The 18289-nt window shown below is 67.4% G+C and carries 14 protein-coding genes; 11 read left to right on the top strand and 3 right to left on the bottom strand.

What is annotated here, in order from left to right; translation table 11 throughout:
• From IM787_RS07590 to argC, 3 genes are read right to left on the bottom strand one after another with little or no spacing between them, the layout of a single operon-like run.
• Nucleotides 1-1605 carry a tetratricopeptide repeat protein gene (locus tag IM787_RS07590; protein WP_193676030.1) on the bottom strand — a complete coding sequence of 535 codons (1605 nt, stop codon included), beginning with the start codon at nt 1603-1605 and terminating at the stop codon, nt 1-3.
• Between the two features lie 10 nt (nt 1606-1615).
• Nucleotides 1616-3118: a tetratricopeptide repeat protein gene (locus tag IM787_RS07585; RefSeq protein WP_193676029.1), complete on the bottom strand. Its 1503-nt coding sequence runs from the start codon at nt 3116-3118 to the stop codon at nt 1616-1618.
• A 7-nt stretch (nt 3119-3125) separates the two neighbouring features.
• Nucleotides 3126-4046 (bottom strand): N-acetyl-gamma-glutamyl-phosphate reductase, encoded by a 921-nt coding sequence (gene argC / locus IM787_RS07580; protein WP_193676028.1) that lies wholly within the window; start codon nt 4044-4046, stop codon nt 3126-3128.
• Between the two features lie 165 nt (nt 4047-4211).
• Between argC and sucC the strand changes: the two genes are divergently transcribed.
• The 11 genes from sucC to IM787_RS07525 all read left to right on the top strand — a co-directional run bounded on the left by sucC (nt 4212) and on the right by IM787_RS07525 (nt 18283).
• Nucleotides 4212-5375, top strand: a complete 1164-nt coding sequence (sucC, locus tag IM787_RS07575) for an ADP-forming succinate--CoA ligase subunit beta (RefSeq protein ID WP_193676027.1) — start codon at nt 4212-4214, stop codon at nt 5373-5375.
• 9 nt (nt 5376-5384) lie between these two features.
• Nucleotides 5385-6278: a succinate--CoA ligase subunit alpha gene (gene sucD, locus IM787_RS07570; protein ID WP_193676026.1), complete on the top strand. Its 894-nt coding sequence runs from the start codon at nt 5385-5387 to the stop codon at nt 6276-6278.
• 84 nt (nt 6279-6362) lie between these two features.
• Nucleotides 6363-7076 carry a TerC family protein gene (locus tag IM787_RS07565; protein WP_193676025.1) on the top strand — a complete coding sequence of 238 codons (714 nt, stop codon included), beginning with the start codon at nt 6363-6365 and terminating at the stop codon, nt 7074-7076.
• Between the two features lie 205 nt (nt 7077-7281).
• Complete coding sequence (locus IM787_RS07560) at nt 7282-10014, top strand: CHASE2 domain-containing serine/threonine-protein kinase (protein ID WP_354004369.1); 2733 nt, start codon at nt 7282-7284, stop codon at nt 10012-10014.
• Nucleotides 10015-10024: 10 nt separating this feature from the next.
• The gene (locus IM787_RS07555) at nt 10025-10810 is read left to right on the top strand and encodes a Stp1/IreP family PP2C-type Ser/Thr phosphatase (protein ID WP_193676024.1); all 786 of its coding nucleotides are present in this window, start codon (nt 10025-10027) and stop codon (nt 10808-10810) included.
• Nucleotides 10811-10857: 47 nt separating this feature from the next.
• Nucleotides 10858-11559, top strand: coding sequence for an FHA domain-containing protein (locus IM787_RS07550; RefSeq protein WP_193676023.1), 702 nt, complete (start codon nt 10858-10860; stop codon nt 11557-11559).
• A 21-nt stretch (nt 11560-11580) separates the two neighbouring features.
• Entirely contained in the window at nt 11581-13830 is a 2250-nt protein-coding gene (locus tag IM787_RS07545) for a CHASE2 domain-containing protein (RefSeq protein WP_193676022.1), read from the top strand.
• Nucleotides 13831-13848: 18 nt separating this feature from the next.
• Nucleotides 13849-14640 carry a 3',5'-cyclic-nucleotide phosphodiesterase gene (locus IM787_RS07540; RefSeq protein ID WP_193676021.1) on the top strand — a complete coding sequence of 264 codons (792 nt, stop codon included), beginning with the start codon at nt 13849-13851 and terminating at the stop codon, nt 14638-14640.
• Entirely contained in the window at nt 14637-17045 is a 2409-nt protein-coding gene (locus IM787_RS07535) for a GspE/PulE family protein (RefSeq protein WP_193676020.1), read from the top strand. Before IM787_RS07540 ends, IM787_RS07535 begins: the two co-directional genes overlap by 4 nt.
• 142 nt (nt 17046-17187) lie before the next feature.
• Complete coding sequence (locus IM787_RS07530; RefSeq protein ID WP_193676019.1) at nt 17188-17694, top strand: pilin; 507 nt, start codon at nt 17188-17190, stop codon at nt 17692-17694.
• Between the two features lie 82 nt (nt 17695-17776).
• Entirely contained in the window at nt 17777-18283 is a 507-nt protein-coding gene (locus IM787_RS07525; protein ID WP_193676018.1) for a pilin, read from the top strand.
• Nucleotides 18284-18289: the final 6 nt, after the last annotated feature.

Genomic DNA, 18289 nt, shown 5'->3' with positions numbered 1-18289 from the left:
CTACTGCCCGGCCCAGGCGGCGAGATCCTTGCGCAACGCTTCCAGCGGGGCGCTCCAGTCCCCGTCCGTTTCCTGCCGGAACAGCTGCATGGTCGGATACCACGGGTTGTCCCGCCGCCCTGCGTGGTAGCGCCAGTCGGGGGAGTACGGCACGAGCGCCCAGGTGCGCCGGCCCATGGCCCCGGCAAGGTGCAGCACCGAAGTGTCCACGGCAACGACCCCGTCGAGCTGCGCCATCAGCGCCGCCGTGTCGACGAAGTCGCGGATCTGGGGGGTGAGGTCGACGAAGTGCATGCCCTCCGGGACCGGTCCTCGCTCCTGCGCAGCGACGCCCTTCTGCAGGCTGAAGAAGGTGATCTCGCCCGCCTGCGTCAGCGGCGCCAGCTGCTGCAGCGTGACCGATCTTTCGCGGTTGCCGCGGTTCTGCGGGTTGCCGGTCCACACGATCCCCACTTTCCGGCGCAGCGGCCGGCTGCCGGCGACCAGCGCCGCCCATTCGCGCTCGCGAAGCGGATCGGGACGGACGTACGGTCCTCGCCAGGGAATGGTGTCGATGGTGGTCTCGAACAGGCCAGGGAATGCGATGAGCGGCAGGTGGGCGTCGAACGGAGGCAGGGGCTCGCCTTGCGACACCGCTTGCGCGACCCCCTCCACGCCGGCGACGAGGGTCGTCAGGGCCGGCTGGCACTCGACCACCACGCGGACACCGCGGGCGGCGGCGAGGGCTGCGTACCGCACGAACTGGAGGGTGTCGCCCAGTCCCGTCTCGCCGTGCACGAGCAGCGTCCCGTTCTCCAGCGGCCGCCCGTCCCAGCGCGGTTGGCTGAACCTGCGCATCGGGCCGTTGAAGCGGTCCATGCGCCAGCGCCACTCGTATTCGCGCCATCCCTCCGGGTAGCGGCCCAGCAGGAGCAGCACCTGCGCGCGCGCGAAATGGAAGTCCGCCTGTTCGGGCTGCAGCGCGATGGCCCGGTCATACCCGCCAAGCGCGCGTTCGGGCTGTCCCAGGCGCAAGTGGAGATGCGCGAGCTGGTAGTGGGCCCAGGCGTCGCCGGGCTGGCGCGCGAGGTGCGATTCGAAGCCGGCCACGGCCTCCCCGAGCTGCTCCACGGACCCCGCGATCAGCGCGTAGTTGCGCAAGGCCTCGGGCTGGCCGGGCTCGAGCGCGAGGGCCCGGCGGTAGCACGCCACCGCTTCGGGCAGCCGCTCCTGCAGGTGCAGCATGCAGCCCAGGTTGGTGTGGGCCTTCGCGTGCGTGGGGTCGAGCATCGTCACCTGGCGGTAGCTCGCCTCGGCCTCCGGGATGCGCTCGGCCCCTTCCAGCAGCAGGCCCCGGGCGAAATGGGCCGCCACGCAGTTGCGGTCCGCAGCGAGCGCGCGCCGCACCCATTCCAGTCCGTTTTCCAGCTGGCCCTGGTCGGCGGCGATCGCGCCCAGCAGCGCCATGGCATCGGCCTGCCCTTGCGGGCTCTCGCGCAGCACTTCCATGCACGCGTCACGCGCGGCGTCGTAGTCGCCACGGGTGCGCGCCGCGCGCGCCTGCTGCAGCGGGTCGGAACCCGGCGCGGCGCCCGGAGCGCGGCGGGAAAGCCATTTCAGGAACATCGTCCGTACCTCAGCCCAGGCGGTTGCCGTACAGCAGCGTGATGTTGATGCGGCGGTTCAGGTAACCCTCGCGGAAGCGCGGATGGTCGGTGGCATGGAACAGGTCGGAGTCGAACATCACGGCCCGGTTGGCACGATAGGGATACCGCGTCGGCACGCTGCCGATGGAGCTGAGGTACTCGGCGAGCTGGCCCGAATCGTGGTTGAACTTCCGGAAGTCCCAGGCTTCGGGGGCGTTGTGCTCGTACACGAGCAGGCCGCCGCCCTCCGGATCGAGATTGGCTTCTTCCTCGGTGATCCAGAAGTTCACGTTGACCGCTGCCGCGTCGGCATGCAGGCCCAGCCCCGGGAGCGTGCAATCGCACTTGTAGCCCCACATCATCTGCAGGGGCAGGTCGCGGATCACCCGCGGCATGCTGCGCCGCAGCTCGGCGGCCAGCCGCAGCAGCAGCTCGGAACAGAAGCCGTCGAAGAAGTAGGCCCCGAGGTAGCCGGACTTGATGTTGTTCCAGAACGTGCTCTCCCGGCAGAACCGCCGCATGGCCTGCAGCGCCTCGGGTGTGAGCAGGCCATCGATGGCCAGCACGTTCGGCTGCGCCGCGAGGTACCGGTCCTGGATGTCCTCGAAGTCCAGCGCCGGATTGATGATCGGGACGTCCGGCGGGGCGACCTGGGCGATGTGGATCGGGCGCTTGTAGGTGCGCGCCACGAGGGGGTGCCGCCCGGGATCGAACGGGACCAGCGAGTGCTCGTCGACCTTGCCGCGGATCTCCGTCCACAGCGCCCGGTAGTCGTCCAGCACCGGCGTGAAGGCGGCGGGCAGGTGGCCGCCCTGCAGCAGGTATTCCAGCTGCTCGCAGTCGTGTCGCAACTTGACCTCGTTGACGCCCATGTCCATCGCCTCCAGCCGGGGCAGCGGATCGTGTCCCAGGAGCGCGGCACGGTCGCCGGTCCAGGGCTTGCCGCGGCGCAGTTCGGCGCAACGCATGAAGCTGGCACTGGCCTCCTGCAGCCGGCCCAGCTCGAACTGCGCCAGGCCCAGGTTGAAGTGGGCCTCCGCGAAAGCGGGCTGCAATGCCAGGGCCTCGCCGAAATGGCGCAGCGCGTCCTCGTAGCGGGCCTGCTCCTTCGTGACGACGCCAAGCATGCACCACGCGTCCGCGTGCTTCGGATCGATGGCGACGAGGCGCCGGAACGACTGCTCGGCGTCGGAAAAGCGTTCGAGTTCGGTCTGGAGCGCGCCCAGGGACAGCAGGACGGGGACGGCATCCGCGCCCGCCGCGAGGGCCCGCTCATAGGCGTCGACGGCTTCGGTGCGTTGCCCTTCGCGGCGCAGGCGCTCCGCCAGGGAGAGCCAGGTCGCTGCATCGGAGGGCTCCACGGCCAGCCAGGCGCGACGCGCCGCGATGGCTTCCGCGGGCTGGCCGGCGGCGTCTGCCGCTGCGATCGCTGCCCTGAGCGTCTCCTTCTGCCTTCGTTCGGTCCCGAGCAGGTTCTTGATCAGGGTCTTCATCGCGGCGTCAGATGCCCAGCATCAGCTTCAGGTTCTGCACCGCCGCGCCGCTGGCGCCCTTGCCCAGGTTGTCCAGGCGCGCGACCAGCACCGCATGGGCGTAGTCCATGTTGCGGTAGACGCGTAGCTCCATCTTGTTGGTGTCGTTCAGCGCGGTCGGCTCCAGCTTGCCGTCTTCCGTCGGTGCTTCCACCGTCACCCATTCGCTGCCTTCGTAGTGGCGCCTGAGCACGTTCTCCAGGTCGTCCGGCGTCGGCTTGCCGGGCAGGGTGTTCAGGTGCAGGGGCAGTTGCACCAGCATGCCCTGCTTGAAGTTGCCCACCGCGGGGATGAAGATCGGCCGGCGCACCAGGCCGGTGTACTTCATGATCTCCGGCAGGTGCTTGTGCTTCAGCCCGAGCGCGTAGACCTCATAGGCCGGCGCGTTGCCACTTTCGTGCGCCTCGATCAGCGAACGGCCGCCACCCGAATAGCCGCTCACCGACGGCAGCACCACCGGGTAGTCGGTCGGCAGCACGCCGGCGTCCACCAGCGGGCGCAGCAGCGCGATGGCGCCGGTGGAGTAGCAGCCGGGGTTGCTCACGCGGTCGGCGTTCTTCACCGCCTCGCGCTGGCCGGGCGCCAGCTCGGGGAAGCCGAACACCCAGCCTTCGGCCACGCGGTGCGCCGTCGACGCGTCGATGATGCGCGGCTTGCGTCCGCCGGACTTGCCGATCTCCTCGATCATCGCCGCCGATTCGCGCGCCGCATCGTCATGCAGGCAGAAGATGACCAGGTCCACGCCCGCCATCAGCTCGCGCTTGGCCGCGGCATCCTTGCGCTTCTCGGGCGCGATGCTCACGAGTTCGATTTGCGGCATCTTCAGGAGCCGCTCGCGGATCTGCAGGCCGGTGGTGCCGGCTTCGCCGTCGATGAAGACCTTGGGCATCTCTCGTCCTATAGATGTTGCTTATGGTGATGGTAAGCGGCACGCCGAAAATGGTGCATTGCACCATGATACAGTTCACCGCAGCTCCGTGCAGCCGGCCTACTCCGCCGTATTCCTGCCTGCCGTGACGCAACCCCCCGTCATTCCATTCTCGAGAGAGACCTCATGAAGATTCACGAGTACCAGGGCAAGGAGATCTTGCGCAACTTCGGCGTGCCCGTCCCGCGCGGCATCCCGGCCTTCACCGTGCAGGAGGCCGTCGAGGCGGCGCAGAAGCTGGGCGGCCCGGTGTGGGTGGTCAAGGCGCAGATCCATGCCGGCGGCCGCGGCAAGGGCGGCGGCGTCAAGGTGGCCAAGAGCGTCGACGACGTCAAGCGCCTGGCCGGCGAGATCCTGGGCATGCAGCTCAAGACCCACCAGACCGGTCCCGAAGGCCAGAAGGTCCGCCGCCTGTACATTGAGGACGGCGCGGACATCAAGCAGGAGTACTACCTCTCCGTCGTGACCGACCGCGCCACGCAGAAGATCGCGTTCATCGCCTCCAGCGAAGGCGGCATGGACATCGAGGAAGTGGCGCATTCCACCCCCGAGAAGATCATCACCGTGTTCGTCGACCCGCTGGCGGGCCTGACCCAGGCCCAGGGCGAGGAGATCGCGCGCGGCATCGGCATGCCGGCCGACTCGCAGACGCAGTTCATCGACATCTGCCAGAAGCTCTACAAGTGCTACATGGACACGGATGCCTCGCTGGTCGAAATCAACCCGCTGAACCGCGACAGCAAGGGCAAGGTCATGGCGCTGGACTCGAAGTTCAACTTCGACAGCAACGCGCTGTTCCGCCACCCCGAGATCGTGGCGCTGCGTGACCTGGACGAAGAGGACGCCGCCGAAATCGAAGCGAGCAAGTTCGACCTCGCCTACATCTCCCTCGACGGCAACATCGGCTGCCTGGTCAACGGCGCGGGCCTCGCGATGGCGACGATGGACACCATCAAGCTGTTCGGCGCCGAGCCGGCCAACTTCCTCGACGTGGGCGGCGGCGCCACCCCGGAAAAGGTGACCGAGGCCTTCAAGATCATGCTGAAGAACAAGAAGGTGAAGGCGATCCTCGTCAACATCTTCGGCGGCATCATGAAGTGCGACACCATCGCCACGGGCATCATCACCGCCTGCAAGGCCGTGAACCTGCAAGTCCCGCTCGTCGTGCGCATGAAGGGCACCAACGAGGAACTGGGCAAGAAGATGCTGGCCGAGTCGGGCCTGCCGATCATCAGCGCGGACACGATGGCCGAAGCCGCGCAAAAAGTCGTGGCCGCGGTGAAGGCATAAGGAACACACATGTCGATCTACATCAACAAGGACACCAAGGTCATCACCCAGGGCATCACGGGCAAGACCGGCCAGTTCCACACCGAGAAGTGCCAGGAGTACGCGAACGGCAGGAACTGCTTCGTGGCCGGCGTGAACCCCAAGAAGGCGGGCGAGAAGATCTTCGACATCCCGATCTACGCGTCGGTGAAGGAAGCCAAGCAGCAGACCGGCGCGACGGTCTCCGTGATCTACGTGCCGCCCGCGGGTGCCGCGGCCGCCATCTGGGAAGCGGTGGAAGCCGACCTGGACCTGGCGATCTGCATCACCGAAGGCATCCCCGTGCGCGACATGCTGGAAGTGCGCAACCGCATGAAGCAGAAGGAAGCCAAGGGCGGCAAGAAGACGCTGCTGCTGGGCCCCAACTGCCCCGGCCTGATCACGCCCGACGAGATCAAGATCGGCATCATGCCCGGCCACATCCACCGCAAGGGCCGCATCGGCGTGGTCTCGCGCTCCGGCACGCTGACCTATGAAGCCGTGGCGCAGCTCACCGAGATCGGCCTCGGCCAGTCCAGCGCGGTCGGCATCGGCGGCGACCCGATCAACGGCCTGAAGCACATCGACGTGATGCAGGCCTTCAACGACGATCCCGAGACCGACGCCGTGATCATGATCGGCGAGATCGGCGGCCCCGACGAGGCGGACGCCGCCCGCTGGTGCAAGGCCAACATGAAGAAGCCGGTGGTCGGCTTCATCGCCGGCGTCACGGCGCCCCCCGGCAAGCGCATGGGCCACGCCGGCGCGCTGATCTCCGGCGGCGCCGACACGGCCGACGCCAAGCTGGCGGTCATGGAGGAATCGGGCTTCAAGGTGACGCGCAACCCGTCCGAGATGGGCAAGCTGCTGAAGTCGCTGCTGTAAGACTGCGGTTTTCCACATCCCCGGGCCGATTGCTCCTCGCGGACAATCGGCTCTTTCGCTTCGAGAACAAAGAGACAGACGAGCATGGACTTCCTGGAATTCCTCACCCCCGCCTTCTGGGTCGCCGTCGGCCAGATCATCCTCATCGACATCCTGCTGGGCGGCGACAACGCGGTGGTGATCGCGCTCGCCTGCCGCGGGCTGCCGCCCAAGCAGCGCAAGCTGGGGATCATCTACGGCACCGCCGGCGCCATCGTGCTGCGCGTGATCCTGATCGCCTTCGCGCTCGCCCTGCTGGCCATCCCCTACCTGAAGTTCGTCGGCGGCCTGCTGCTGATCTGGATCGGCGTGAAGCTGCTGCTGCCCCAGGACGACGGCGACGAGCACGGCAACATCCAGTCCAGCGACAAGCTGTGGGGCGCCGTCAAGACGGTGATCATCGCGGACCTGGTGATGAGCGTGGACAACGTGCTGGCCATCGCCGGCGCCGCCGAGAGCGCGGGCCAGCACCAGCTGCCGCTGGTGATCTTCGGCCTGCTGGTCTCCATCCCGATCATCGTGGCGGGCAGCCAGATCGTGCTGAAGCTGATGGACCGCTTCCCGGTCATCATCGTCCTGGGCGGCATGCTGCTTGGCTGGATCGCCGGCCAGATGATGTACACCGACCCGGGCCTGAAGCCCTACCTGCCGGACGCCAAGACCTGGGAATACGCCACGGCCGCCGCCGGCGCCCTGCTGGTGCTGGTCCTCGGCAAGTTCGTGTTCGGTCGCGCCAAGGAAGCTCCCGAGGCGACCTGAGCCGCGCGAAGCGGCCATGCAACGAAAGGTTCAAGGGAGCGACAAACTCCCTTGCCCGTTGCTGTGCCGTCTGCTACCTTGCCAGCCTCAGAGGTCCTGCGCCCCGCATGGCGGCGGTTGGGAATGCAATGGCTGGTGAAATCCACAGGCTGCGCGCCAGATTCGCCAAGGTTCGGCCGGCAGTACGCCGGACAAGGGGCGGGAAGTGAGCACATCGTCGTCGTCCGCGAGGCGCGGAACATTCTGGCGCTCCGACTGGTTCGTCGGGGTCCTCGTCGTCATCGGCGTGATGGTGCTGTACAAGAGCACCGACATCATCGACACGCTGGAGCGCCGGCTCTACGACCACGCCAGCACCCAGACCTCGCGCCAGCCCTCCGACCGCATCGCCATCATCGCGATCGATGACCAGAGCATCGCCAACATCGGCCGCTGGCCCTGGCCGCGCGACGTCCACGCCGAACTGATCGACAAGCTGGCGGCCGCCAAGGCCAAGACGGTGGTGCACACCGCCTTCTTCTTCGAACCGCAGACCGACCGCGGCCTGGCGCACATCCGCAAGATCAAGGAAGCGCTGGGCGAAGCCTCGCCCGCGGCCACGCAGCTGATCGTCGAGGCCGAGCAGGCGCTCGACACCGATGCCAAGCTGGCCGCCAGCATCCAGAAGGCGGGCAACGTGCTGGTGCCCTCGGTGTTCCGCCTCGGCGAGCCGCAGGGCAAGCCGGACAAGCCGCTGTCGGCCGCGGTGCTGAAAAGCGCGATCGACGAGAACGAGGCGTTCTCGCTCCCGAGCGTCAGCGCGCAGCAGCCGATCGACCTGATCGGCAATGCGGCCGCCGGCATCGGCCACCTGAACCTGGACAGCGACCGCGACGGCACCGTCCGCCGCGACCCGCTGCTGGTGAACTACTACGGCAAGGCCGTGCCCTCGATGGCGCTGCTGGCGGCGGCCAAGAGCCTGAACCTGAGCCCGGCGGACATCAAGCTGAACGTCGGCGACTCGGTGCAGATCGGCAAGCTGCGCGTGAAGACGGACGAGGCCGCCCGCGTGCTGCCGCAGTTCTACCGCGGCACGGGCGACAAGCAGCCTTTCGCCATCGACTCCTTCTACGACGTGATCTCCGGCAAGATTCCCGCCTCCAAGTACGCGGACAAGATCGTGCTGGTGGGCGCCACCGCCACGGGCGTCGGCGACCCGACGCCGGTGCCGGGCAACCCCGCCGCGACCCCGGTGGAGATGATGGCGCACGTCACCTCCAGCATCCTGAGCGAGCACTTCATCGTGCAGCCTTCCTGGTCGGTGCTGGCCGGGCTGGGCGCCTTCCTGCTGGTGGCCGCGTACATCATCGCCCTGCTGCCGCGGCTGTCCGCCGGCATGGCGGGTGCCGTCACCGCCGCCCTCTTCCTGCTGCTGGTGGGTGCCGAGTACGGCCTGCTCTCCAGCGCGTCGCTCTGGATCCCGCTGGTGTATCCGGCGACGCTGCTGCTGATCGGGCACGTCGCGCTGACGACCAAGCGCTTCCTGGTCACCGAGGCGGGCAAGCAGAAATCGGACGAGGAATCCGCGGAAACCAACCGCATGATGGGCCTGGCGCTGCAGGGCCAGGGCCAGCTGGACATGGCCTTCGACCGCTTCCGCCGCGTGCCCATGGGCGACGAGGTCATGGCCAACATGTACAACCTGGCGCTGGACTTCGAGCGCAAGCGGCAGTTCAACAAGGCCCAGGCCGTGTACGAGCACATGGCCGCCTTCAACCCGAAGTACAAGGACCTGCAGTCCAAGCTCAATCGGGCCAAGAATCTGTCGGAGACGGTCATCCTGGGCGGCGGCGGCGCGCATCCGGGCGGCACCATGCTGCTCGATGGCGGCGCCGTCGAAAAGCCGATGCTGGGCCGCTACCAGGTGGAGAAGGAACTGGGCAAGGGCGCCATGGGCATCGTCTACCAGGGTCGCGACCCGAAGATCGGGCGGGTGGTGGCGATCAAGACGATGGCGCTGGCGCAGGAGTTCGACGGCGACGAACTCGCCGATGCCCGCGAGCGCTTCTTCCGCGAGGCCGAGACGGCCGGGCGCCTGCAGCACCAGAACATCGTGACCATCTTCGACGCCGGCGAGGAGCACGACCTCGCCTACATCGCGATGGAGTTCCTCAAGGGCCGCGACCTCGCGGACCACTGCCGCGACGGCAACCTGCTGCCCGCGCCCAAGGTGCTCTCGATCGTGGCGCGCGTCGCCGAGGCGCTGGCCTATGCGCACCGCCAGAACGTGGTGCACCGCGACATCAAGCCGGCCAACATCATGTACGAGCCGGAGGCCGACGTCGTGAAGGTCACCGACTTCGGCATCGCGCGCATCACCGACTCCAGCAAGACCAAGACCGGCCTGGTGCTGGGCACGCCCAGCTTCATGTCGCCGGAACAGATCGCCGGCAAGAAGGTGGACGGCCGCTCGGACCTGTACTCGCTGGGCGTCATGCTGTACCAGATGCTCACCGGGGTGCTGCCGTTCCGCGGCGACTCGATGGCGGAGCTGATGTACAAGATCGCCAACGAGGAGGCCCCCGACCTGAAGGTGGTGCGCCCCCAGCTGCCGGAGCGGCTGGCACAGGTCGTGGCCCGGGCCCTGGCCAAGAAGCCCGACCTGCGCTATGCCGACGGCGAGGAATTCGCCCGCGACCTGCGCGAGGTGATCGCCATCCTGGGCGGCGCGCCGGCACCGGCGGCCGCTTCCCCGGCGGCCGCGGCGCCCGCGCCGGCCGGCGGCGAAGGCGACAAGACGGTCGCCTTCCGCGCCCCGGCGCCGGTCGCGGACGCCGAAAAGACCGTGGTGATGGGTGCCGACAACGCTTTCGTGACAAGTCAGCGTCAGCCCGGGGAGCCCGGCTATGATGCGGGCGAGAATGACGGGCTGCCCGGGCAGGCCGGCCAGGAGCCTTGACCCGCGAACTATGAACTACGAGTTTTGCTTCCGCACGGACCCTGGTCTGGCGCGGGAAAACAACGAGGATTCCGTCACCGTCGACGAGCCGACCCGCCTGGGCATCCTGGCGGACGGCATGGGCGGCTACAACGCCGGCGAAGTGGCCAGCGGCATGGCCACGACCTTCATCAAGTCCGAGCTGGGACGCTGGCTCGCCCAGGCGGGCCGCCATGCCAACGCGCGCGAGGTGCGCCGGGCCATGGAGATCTGCGTCGACAACGCGAACCGTTCCATCTTCAACGCCGCCAATTCCAACCCGCAGTACAGCGGGATGGGCACCACCCTGGTGGTCGGCGTGTTCCAGGACGGCCGCCTCATCCTCGGGCACATCGGCGATTCCCGCTGCTACCGGCTGCGCAACGCGCAGCTGGAACAGATCACCAAGGACCACTCGCTGCTGCAGGAGCAGATGGACGCCGGCCTCATCACGCCGGAGCAGGCGGCGACTTCCACCAACAAGAACCTGGTGACCCGCGCCCTGGGCGTCGAGGACGCCGTGCTGCTGGAAGTGAACGAACACAAGGTGGAGCCCGGCGACCTGTATTTGATGTGTTCCGACGGGCTCTCCGATATGCTGGACGACGCGGCCATCGCGGCCCTCCTGTCGACAGATGGCTCGCTGGAGCAGAAATCGGTACAACTCATCGATGGAGCGAACGCCAACGGCGGGCGCGACAACATCTCGGTGCTGCTGGCACGGGCCAACAGCGGCTCCAAGAAGCGGGGATTGATCTCGAGGTGGTTGGGACAATGACCGGGCGGCAGAACACGCAGGCTTGAACAGAGGAAGAGGAGTCGGCCATGCCGAAAATGATCGTGTCGATCGACGGGGTCGTCATCAAGGAAGTGCAGTTGACGAAAGACCGGACGACGCTCGGGCGCCGTCCGTACAACGACATCGTCATCGACAACCTCGCCGTGTCCGGTGAGCACGCGGTTCTGCAGCTGACGGGCAACGAGGTCTTCCTGGAAGACCTGAACAGCACCAACGGGACGTACGTGAACGGCAAGGCTGTGAAGAAGCAGCTGTTGCAGAACAACGACACCGTCGAGATCGGCAAGTACAAGATCAAGTTCATCAACGAGGCGCCGGGCGCCACGTTCGAGAAGACCATGATCATCAAGCCGGGCATGGTCCCGCCCATGCCCCCGGCCAAGCCGGGCGCACCGGCGGGCGCGGCCCCGGCCGCCGCCGGCGCACCCGCCGCGGCCAAGCCCGCCGAAGCCGGCGCGCCGGGCGGCACCGCCAGCATCAAGGTGCTGTCCGGAGCCGCTGCCGGCCGCGAGGTGCCGCTGGTGAAGGTGGTGACCACGATCGGCAAGCCGGGCGTGGCGGTGGCCGCCATCACCAAGCGCTCGCACGGCTTCGTGGTGGCCCATGTCGAGGGCTCGAACAAGCCCACCCTCAACGGCACCGCGATCGGTCCCGAACCGGTGACGCTGAAGAACGGCGACATGCTGGAGCTCGCCGGCACCCAGATGCAGTTCCTCCAGGTCGGCTAAGCCGCCCCCGGCCCCGGCTCCATGGGTCTGCTCGCCAGGCACTGGTCGCGCATCGCGATCACCCTGGTCCCGCTCGTCTTCGCGCTGCTGCACGCCACCGGCGTGCTGCCCATCGGCTTCCTGCAGCGCCTCGACGCCATCATCTACGACGCGCGGCTGCGCGCCACGATGCCGCGCACGCTGGAACAGCGCGTCGTGATCGTCGACATCGACGAGAAGAGCCTCGCCGAGGTGGGGCGCTGGCCCTGGGGCCGCCACCGCCTGGCCGCCATGGTCGACGAACTGTTCGACCGCCAGAAGGTGGCGATCCTCGGCTTCGACGTCGTGTTCGCGGAACCCGACGACAGTTCCGGCCTGAAGCAGCTGCGCGAGATGGCGCAGCGCGAGCTGAAGGACGTCGGCGGCTTCCAGGAGCGGCTGGGGCAGCTGCAGGCGGGGCTGGACTACGACGCGGTGTTCGCCCGTTCGCTCGAGAAGCGGCCGGTGGTGCTGGGCTACTACCTCACCAGCGACCGCGACGGCCGCACCAGCGGCGTGCTGCCGGCGCCGGTGATGGACCGGGCCGCGCTGCAGGGCCGGCCGATCGCCTTCACGCGCTGGAACGGCTACGGCTCCAACATCGAGCAGCTGGCCAAGGCCGCGCCGGTGGCCGGCTACTTCAACTCCATCACCGACGGCGATGGCGTGGTGCGTTCGATCCCGCTGGTGGCGGAGCACAAGGGCGCCTACTACGAGTCGCTGTCGCTCGCCGTCTTCCGCACGATGGTCGGCCAGCCGGCGGTGGAGCCCGGATTCCCGCGCGACCGCTTCGTGGGCCGCAGCTACTCGGGGCTGGAAAGCATCGTCCTCAAGCAGGGCCAGCGCCAGCTGGCGGTGCCGGTCGACGACCGCGTGGCGACGCTCGTGCCCTTCCGCGGCGAGGGCGGGGCCGGCGGCGGCTCGTTCCAGTACGTGTCGGCCGCGGACGTGCTCGCCAAGCGCCTGCCCGAAGGCAGCCTGCGCGACAAGATCGTGCTGGTGGGCACCACGGCGCCCGGCCTGCTGGACCTGCGCGTGACGCCGGTGGGCGAGACCTACCCCGGCGTCGAGACGCACGCCAACGTCATCTCGGGCCTGCTCGATGGCAAGCTGCCCGTGAAGCCGGACTACACGATCGGCTACGAGGTCGTGATCCTGCTGGCGGCCGGACTGCTGCTGGCCTTCCTGCTGCCGCTGCTCTCCGCCACGGTCGCCGTGCTGGTGAGCGTCGGGGTCATGCTGGTCCTGGTGGCGCTGAACTACTACCTGTTCGCCGCGCACGAACTGGTGATGCCGCTGGCCTCCGCGCTGGTGATGGCGGGCATGGCCTTCGCTCTGAACATGAGCTACGGCTACTTCGTCGAAAGCCGCAGCAAGCGCGAGCTGGCCAACCTGTTCGGCACGTACGTGCCGCCGGAACTGGTCGACGAGATGGTCAAGGACCCGGACAGCTACAGCATGAAGGCGGCCAGCCGCGAGCTGACGGTGATGTTCTGCGACATGCGCGGGTTCACCAAGATGTCCGAGCGCATGGAGCCGACGCAGCTGCAGGAACTGCTGAACGCCGTCTTCAGCCGGCTGACCGACATCATCCGCGCCAACCGCGGCACCATCGACAAGTACATGGGCGATTGCGTCATGGCCTTCTGGGGCGCGCCCGTCGACACGCCGAACCACGCGGAACTGGCGGTGAAGTCCGCGATGGAGATGGCCCGCGCGGTCCACCAGATCAACGAGGAGCACCGCGCCAAGGGCCTGCCCGAGATCGGCGTGGGCATCGGCCTCAACACCGGCTCGATGTGCGTCGGCGACATGGGCTCCGACATCCGCCGCAGCTACACGGTGATTGGCGACGCCGTGAACCTCGGCTCCCGGCTGGAGGGCCTGTCCAAGGTGTACGGCGTGGACATCGTGGTCAGCGAGTCGGCCCGCAAGCAGGCGCCGGAGTTCGCCTGGCAGGAACTGGACCGGGTCCGCGTGAAGGGCAAGGAGCAGGCGGTCGGGATCTTCTATCCCGTGGCCCCCGCCGGCGCCGCCGGGAAGGAGACCATCGAGGAACTCCGGACCTGGGGCGCTTTCCTGAAGGCCTACCGCGCGCAGGACTGGGACCAGTGCGACCTGCAGCTCCTCAACCTGCAGCGGATGGGCGCCAAAAAATACCTTTACGAGCTGTACTCCGAACGTGTAGCCTCGATGAGGTTGCTGCCTTTCGACCCGGGTTGGGACGGCGCGACCAACTTCGAGACGAAATAAACATCTAAAGGCAGCGAGATGAGGGTGCGGGTGCTGGGTTGTTCCGGCGCGATCGCGAAGGACTGCCGTACCACGTCCTTCCTGATCGACGGCGACGTGCTGGTGGATGCCGGCACGGGCGTCGGCGACCTCACGCTCGAGGAAATGCGCGGCATCCGCCACGTGCTGCTGACGCATTCGCACCTGGACCACGTCGCGGCCCTGCCGCTGATGATCGATTCGGTGGCTTCGCAGCTGACCGAGCCGATCCGCGTGTCGGCGCTCCCGGGGACCATCGCCGCCCTCAAGGCCCACGTCTTCAACAACGTGATCTGGCCCGACTTCAGCCGCATCCCCTCGCCCCAGGCGCCCTTCGTCAGCTTCCACGAGATCCAGGTGGGCCAGACGCTGGACCTGTGCGGCAAGACCATCGAGGTGCTGCCCGCCGTGCACACCGTGCCGGCGTGCGGCTATGCGGTCGGCGGCGCGCGCGGCAGCTGGGTGTTCACCGGCGACACCGAGCGCAACCCGGCGTTCTGGCGCCGGATCAACCAGATGGACGTGGCGGCCCTGGTGATCGAGACGGCCTTCAGCAACCGCGAACAGGACCTCGCGCGGCGCAGCCTGCACCTGTCGCCGCTGGCGCTGGCCGAGGAGCTCGATTGCATCGACAAGGGCAGGAGCTTCCCGATCTTCATCACGCACACCAAGCCGGCCGAGACCGAGCTGATCATGACGGAGATCCAGCGCTTCGATCAGACCCAGCCCTTCGGCCCGAACGTGACGCACGACATCCGCTGGCTGCGCGCCGGCCAGGAGTTCGAATTGTGAGTGCGGTCCTCAAGAATCGCGACAGCGAGCAGGAATTCATCAACTCGCAGCAGCTGCCGCCGGACAAGCGCGGCATCTCGTTCGAGGCCCTGTTCTTCCGGCAGCTGCAGGCGGTGACGACCCGCATCCACGCCACCGAGAACATCGACGAGATCATGCTCGAGGCGAGCCAGGACATCTGCAAGCTGTTCAACGCCGACCGCCTGACGCTGTACGCGGTGAGCGACGACCGGGGCTCGATCGTCTCCAAGGTGAAGACGGGCCTGAACACCAGCCGCGACCTGAAGCTGCCGATCAGCGCGCAATCCATCGCCGGCTACGTGGCGCATTCGCGGGAGCTGGTGAACATCGCCGACGTCTACGACGACGAGGCGCTCAAGCGCATCCACCCGAGCCTGTCGTTCCTGAAGGAAGTGGACAAGCGTTCCGGCTACCGCACCAAGCAGATGCTGGTGGTGCCGATCCTGGACGGCGCCGTGCTGCACGGCGTGCTGCAGGTCATCAACAACAAGAGCGACATGCCGTTCGGCGAGCTCGAGGTCGAGGGCGCCGCGCAGCTTTGCAAGACGCTCGCCACCGCGATCCGCCAGCGCATGGACCGCGCGCAGGGCGGCGCGCGCCGCAAGTCGACCAAGTACGACGGCCTCATCGCCGACGGCGTCCTGACCCAGGACGAACTGCAGGCGGCCGTGCAGAAGGCCCGCGAGGAAGCGCTGTCGGTCGAGCAGGTGCTGGTGTCCGACTACTCCATCCGGCCGGCGCAGATCGGGCCGTCGCTCGCCAAGTTCTTCGGCGTGCCGTACGAGCCGTTCAACGAGGGCCGGCTGCGCCTGGAGGCGTTGCAGGGCGCGCTCAAGCGCGAGTTCGTGCTGGAACAGGGCTGGATCCCGCTCGAGGAAGGCCCCGAGGGCCTGGTGCTCATGTGCCTCGACCCGGAGGCGGTGCGCAACTCCCGCATCGTGCCGCAGGTCTTTCCGCGCGCATCCAAGCTGGCCTGGCGCGTGACCACCCTCACCGAATTCAAGGACACCCTGGCGCAGCTGTGGGGCGGCGGGACGGACGACGCCTCGGTCGAGGACATGCTTGCCGACCTGAGCGCGCCGATGGACGACGAAGGCGGCGAGGAAAGCGCCCTGGAGTCGGCCGCGGCGGACAACGAGCTGGTCAAGTTCGTCAACAAGATCATCATCGACGCCTACAACCAGCGCGCGTCGGACATCCACATCGAGCCCCTCCCCGGCAAGGCGAAGACCGGCATCCGCCTGCGCATCGACGGCACGCTCATGCCCTACGTGGAAGTGCCGGCGCACTTCCGCCAGGCGCTGGTGACGCGCCTGAAGATCATGTGCGACCTCGACATCTCCGAGAAGCGCAAGCCGCAGGACGGCAAGATCAAGTTCAAGAAGTACGGCCCGCTCGACATCGAGCTGCGCGTGGCGACCATCCCGTCGGCGGGCGGCGTCGAGGACGTCGTCATGCGGATCCTGGCGGCCGGCGAACCGATCCCGCTGGAGAAGCTGGGACTCACGCCGCACAACCGCGAGAACCTCGAGAAGACGGTGACCAAGCCGTACGGCCTGTTCTACGTGTGCGGTCCCACGGGCTCGGGCAAGACGACGACGCTGCACTCGATCCTCAAGTTCCTGAACACGCCGGACACCAAGATCTGGACGGCGGAGGACCCGGTCGAGATCACGCAGAAGGGCCTGCGCCAGGTGCAGGTGAACAAGAAGGCCGGCATCGACTTCGCGCTGGTGATGCGCGCCTTCCTGCGGGCCGACCCGGACATCATCATGGTGGGCGAGTCGCGCGACAAGGAAACGGTGTCGATGGGCGTGGAAGCCTCGCTCACCGGCCACCTGGTGTTCTCCACGCTGCACACCAACTCCGCGCCCGAGTCCATCACGCGATTGCTGGACATGGGCATGGACCCGTTCAACTTCGCCGACGCGCTCCTGGGCATCCTGGCGCAGCGCCTGGCCAAGCGCCTGTGCGACTGCAAGGAGTCGTATGTCCCGGCCAACGCGGAACTGCGCTCCTTCATCAACGAGTACGCCCTGGACTTGAAGCAGACGCCCGCGTGGCAGGCCGACGAAGGCGGCGAGGCCCAGAAGCTGTTCGAGGAGTGGATCGAGCAGTACGGCAAGGACGGCGAGCTTCGCCTCTACCGCGCCGTCGGCTGCGACAAGTGCGGCAAGACCGGTTACAAGGGCCGCGTCGGCCTGCACGAACTGCTGGTGGCGGACGACGAGGTCAAGCGCCTGATCCAGGAGCGCGCCCGCGTGGCCGACCTCTTCGTCGCCGCCGTCGGCAGCGGCATGCGCACGCTGAAGATGGACGGCATGGAGAAGATCCTCATGGGCCTGACGGACCTGAAACAGGTTCGGTCAGTCTGTATCCGCTAGTTGACGAAATTGTCAGCGCGGCGGACGTAAAAGGTCGGCCCGCGGCGCCCGGCGGCGGAAAATCCCGGAACTACTTCACGAAACGTCCCTGGCACAGCGCTTGCACTTCCTCCTCGCTTCTTCATCAACAACCGGAGGATTCATGAAGCGTCAACTGCAAAAGGGCTTTACCCTGATCGAACTGATGATCGTGGTCGCGATCATCGGTATTCTGGCCGCCGTCGCGCTGCCGGCTTACCAGGACTACACCAAGCGTGCCAAGATGTCCGAAGTGATCCTGGCTGCGTCTTCGTGCCGCACGTCCATCACCGAGGTGTACCAGTCCGTCTCCGGCGGCGCTTCCACCGCTCCTGGCGTCAACGGCTGGGGCTGCGAAGCGGGCACGGGCACGTCCCAGCCCACGCTGCAATCGAAGTACGTGGCTTCCGTGCACACCACGGCCGACGGCCAGATCCGCGTGACGGCCCAGGGCTTCAACGACAGCAACATCGACGCCAAGCTCGTGACGCTGACGCCGATGGCCAACGCCACCACGCCGGCGACCTTCGCCGCCAACGCTGGTTCTTCGCTGTTCGGCTGGCGCTGCGGCAACACGACGGATGGCACCACCATCCTGTCGAAGTTCCTGCCGGGTTCCTGCCGCGGCTGATGCCGCTGGGGTGATCGCACCCCGCGAAGGCGCCCCTGACAAGGGGGCGCCTCTTTTTTTTAACGAATACTCCGGAGAATTCATGAAGCGTCAACTGCAAAAGGGCTTTACCCTGATCGAACTGATGATCGTGGTCGCGATCATCGGCATCCTGGCGGCCGTCGCGCTGCCCGCGTACCAGGACTACACCAAGCGTGCCAAGATGTCCGAAGTGATCCTGGCTGCGTCTTCGTGCCGCACCTCCATCACCGAGGTGTACCAGACCGTCTCCGGCGGCGCTTCCACCGCGCCTGGCGTCAACGGCTGGGGCTGCGAAGCGGGCACGGGCACGTCCCAGCCCACGCTGCAATCGAAGTACGTGGCTTCCGTGCACACCACGGCCGACGGCCAGATCCGCGTGACGGCCCAGGGCTTCAACGACAGCAACATCGACGCCAAGCTCGTGACGCTGACGCCGATGGCCAGCGCCACCACGGCCGCGACCTTCGCCAACAACGCCGGCTCCTCGCTGTTCGGCTGGCGCTGCGGCAACACGACGGATGGCACCACCATCCTGTCGAAGTTCCTGCCGGGTTCCTGCCGCGGCTGATGCTGC

Source organism: Ramlibacter pallidus, from assembly GCF_015070875.1.
Lineage (GTDB): Bacteria > Pseudomonadota > Gammaproteobacteria > Burkholderiales > Burkholderiaceae_C > Ramlibacter > Ramlibacter pallidus.
This window is presented reverse-complemented; position numbering and strand designations above follow the sequence as displayed.